This is a genomic window from Boseongicola sp. (genome assembly GCF_057460485.1).
Genome location: NZ_JBVCWP010000377.1, coordinates 1 through 3,346 on the forward strand (window position 1 = coordinate 1; position 3,346 = coordinate 3,346).

General features: G+C 56.7%; 6 protein-coding genes. All 6 read left to right on the forward strand.

All coding sequences use genetic code 11. The annotated features are described in order from the left end of the window. A partial coding sequence (locus AC221Y_RS22320; RefSeq protein WP_486708499.1) for a cupredoxin domain-containing protein occupies positions 1–514 on the forward strand: 514 nt, incomplete at its 5' end. 12 nt (positions 515–526) lie between these two features. Next, positions 527–1,456 (forward strand): heme o synthase, encoded by a 930-nt coding sequence (cyoE, locus tag AC221Y_RS22325; protein WP_486708500.1) that lies wholly within the window; start codon positions 527–529, stop codon positions 1,454–1,456. Then, positions 1,456–1,644, forward strand: a complete 189-nt coding sequence (locus tag AC221Y_RS22330) for a hypothetical protein (protein WP_299756217.1) — start codon at positions 1,456–1,458, stop codon at positions 1,642–1,644. The genes cyoE and AC221Y_RS22330 overlap by 1 nt, the downstream gene beginning before the upstream one ends. Beyond that, a complete protein-coding gene (locus tag AC221Y_RS22335; protein ID WP_299756215.1) occupies positions 1,644–2,255 on the forward strand; it encodes a cytochrome c oxidase assembly protein in 612 nt (203 codons plus the stop codon). The genes AC221Y_RS22330 and AC221Y_RS22335 overlap by 1 nt, the downstream gene beginning before the upstream one ends. A gap of 21 nt (positions 2,256–2,276) precedes the next feature. After that, positions 2,277–3,083 (forward strand): cytochrome c oxidase subunit 3, encoded by an 807-nt coding sequence (locus tag AC221Y_RS22340; RefSeq protein WP_299756214.1) that lies wholly within the window; start codon positions 2,277–2,279, stop codon positions 3,081–3,083. A gap of 100 nt (positions 3,084–3,183) precedes the next feature. Beyond that, positions 3,184–3,346, forward strand: a 163-nt coding sequence (locus tag AC221Y_RS22345; protein WP_486708501.1) for an SURF1 family cytochrome oxidase biogenesis protein, incomplete at its 3' end; no start/stop codon positions are given.

A 3,346-nucleotide genomic window follows, 5' to 3' on the forward strand; every position in this document is an offset into this window, starting at 1 on the left:
CATTCCCGAAGGCGATGTGTTCATCAAAGCGACGGGCTATCAGTGGTACTGGGGCTATGAGTATGTTGATGAGGGCATCGAGTTCGAAAGCTACATGATCGGGTCTGATGCGGGCAACATGCTGACGCCGGAAGTGTCTGAAGAGCTGGTAGCCGCCGGCTATACGGACCGGCAGTTCTTGCTGGCGACGGATACATCCATCGTCATTCCGACCGGCAAGGTTGTTGTGGTTCAGGTGACTGGCGCGGATGTGATCCACTCTTGGACTATTCCGGCCTTCGGCGTGAAACAGGACGCGGTTCCCGGTCGTCTGGCCGAGCTGTGGTTTGAAGTCGATGAGGGCATGGAGGGCATTTACTTCGGTCAGTGTTCCGAGCTTTGCGGGTTGAGCCATGCGTATATGCCGATCAATGTCAAAGCGGTGACTGTGGCGGATTATGAAGCCTGGTTGGCCGAGACGAAGGTTGCGCAGGGCATCGTGGACGGGTCCGTTCAGGTCGCGGCAGCCGAGTAAGGGCGACTTGAAATGACGGATATCTCAGCCAGCATAACCCGCGAATACGAACCGACTTTCGGGGACTATTTTGCACTGTTGAAGCCACGGGTGATGTCGCTTGTGGTCTTCACGGCGCTGGTCGGTCTTTTGGTGGCCCCTGTATCCCTGCATCCGGTCGAGGCTTTCGCCGCGATCTTGTTCATTGCTGTTGGCGCGGGTGCGTCGGGCGCTTTGAATATGTGGTACGACGCCGATATTGATGCGGTGATGCGGCGGACGGCGAAGCGTCCCGTACCATCGGGCCGCGTTGAGCCGGGCGAGGCTTTGGCCATTGGTGTCGGACTTTCGGGAATTTCCGTCGTGATGCTGGCCTTGGCCACAAATCTTTTGGCGGCGTTTCTTCTGGCGTTTACGATCCTCTTTTACGCCGTCGTCTACACAATGTGGCTGAAGCGCTCGACGCCGCAGAACATTGTGATTGGTGGGGCGGCTGGTGCGTTTCCTCCGCTGATCGGCTGGGTCGCGGCGACCGGGTCAGTTTCGGTTGAGGCCGTTTTGATGTTCGCGGTGATCTTCATGTGGACGCCGCCGCATTTTTGGGCTTTGGCGTTGTTCATGCGCTCGGATTATGACGACGCGGGCGTGCCGATGTTGACGGTGACGCATGGGCGCAAGTCCACACGCAATCACATCCTTGCCTACACGGTTTTGCTGGCCCCGGTGCCGGTCTGGCTGGCGCTGACAAGCATAGGCGGTCCTGTGACCATGCTTGTCGCGGTTGCTCTGAATGCGTGGTTCCTCTGGGGTGCCTACCAGATTTGGCGGCGTGACGAGGTGATGTCCGAGGCCGATAACTTTAAGGTCGAGAAAGCATTCTTCCGCTTCTCGCTGTATTATCTGTTTGTGCATTTTGGCGCGCTTTTGGTGGATTATGCGCTGAAAGCAGGAGGCGTTATCTGATGGACCTGAAAGCAACTCACGAACTGCATCAACGGCGCCTATCGCGCAACGTGGGTGTGGCGTTGACGTTGGTGTCTTTTGTGGCCGTGGTCTTTGGCCTGACGGTTGTGAAAGTCACCAGTGGCGAGGCCGTACAGGGTTTTGACCACACCGTGCGAACAGAATTGTTGCCGGTGGAGAACAACTGATGAGCGACGTGACCAAACTGCCGCGGGATCCCAAGCAGAAGACTGTTCTTCAGCTTGTCGGTGTTGTGGTGTTTATGGGCTCGCTCGCCTGGGCGTCAGTGCCTTTGTATGACTGGTTTTGTCGAACAACCGGTTGGGGCGGGGCGACGGATGTGGCCGAGGCCGCAATGGATGAGCCGCTGCAAGAGACCATCAAGATACGGTTTGATGCCTCGAAAGAGAAGGGCATGCCCTGGGAGTTCAAACCTGTCGAGCGCGAGATGGAAATCCGCATTGGTCAGGAGGGTCTGGCGTTTTACGAAGCTTACAACCCTACGGATCGCCCGATTGCCGGAACGGCAGCGTATAATGTCGCACCTTTCGCGGGTGGGTCGTTCTTCTCGAAAATAGCGTGTTTCTGCTTTGAGCTTCAGATTTTGGAGCCGGGCGAGCGCGTTTTGATGCCTGTGAGCTTCTTTGTGGAGCCGGAAATTCTGGATGACCCAGACGCCAGCCATGTTACGGTCATTACATTAAGCTATACGTTCTATGAAACAGACCTGCCGGAGGACTACGCTCCCAAGCAGGCGGCGCTGGTCACCGAAAGTGTGCCTGTGCAAGATATCAACTAAACGCCCGAGGGAACCTCTAATATGGCGCATGCAAAAAACCACGACTATCACATTCTAAGCCCTTCGATCTGGCCGCTTCTTGGCGCGGTGGGTGGCTTTGTCATGCTGTTTGGGGCGGTGCTTTGGATGCACCAGGTCACGCCATTCATGTTCTTCGTTGGCCTCGCGCTTGTGCTTTACGTGATGTTTGCGTGGTGGTCCGACGTGGTGTCTGAAAGCCGCATCGGCGATCACACTCCGGTTGTCCGGTTGGGGCTTCGGTATGGTTTTATCTTGTTCATCATGTCCGAGATCATGTTTTTCGCAGCCTGGTTCTGGAGCTTTTTCAAGCATGCGATCTATCCGATGGATCCGAACGGGCTATCGCCTGCGATTGATGGTATCTGGCCGCCGGTTGGCATCGAGACGTTTGATCCCTGGCATTTGCCGCTGATCAATACGTTAATCCTGCTGTGTTCGGGCGCTGCCGCGACTTGGGCGCACCATGCTTTGGCGCACGAGAACAACCGCAAAGACATGGCGACGGGCCTGATCCTCGCAGTTCTGTTGGGCATGCTGTTTACGGTCTTCCAGGTCTATGAATACAGCCACGCGGCCTTTGGGTTCTCGGGCAATATCTACGGCGCAAACTTCTTCATGGCGACGGGTTTCCATGGCTTCCACGTGGTGATTGGCACGATCTTCCTGTTCGTTTGCTACATGCGCTTACGTGCCGGGGATTTCACACCACAAAAGCATGTCGGTTTCGAGGCGGCTGCCTGGTACTGGCACTTTGTGGACGTGGTCTGGTTGTTTCTGTTTGCTGCGGTCTACGTCTGGGGCGGCTGACGCGCGAGACGCGGTATGCGCCTCCGGAGAAGGTATTTGTAAAAGGATAAAGGCGCGGGGGCTCTCGCGCCTTTGGCTTGGGAGACCCTTCATGCGGCGCATGATTTTGCCATTGGTATTCGGGATTGTCGGCTGTCTTGTGCTGTCGACGCTGGGCGCGTGGCAGTTGCAAAGGTTGGCGTGGAAGACCGCGATGCTGGACGAGATCGAGGCCAGGATCGGCGCCGCGCCGGTGGCTTTACCCAATGCGTTCGATGTCGAAG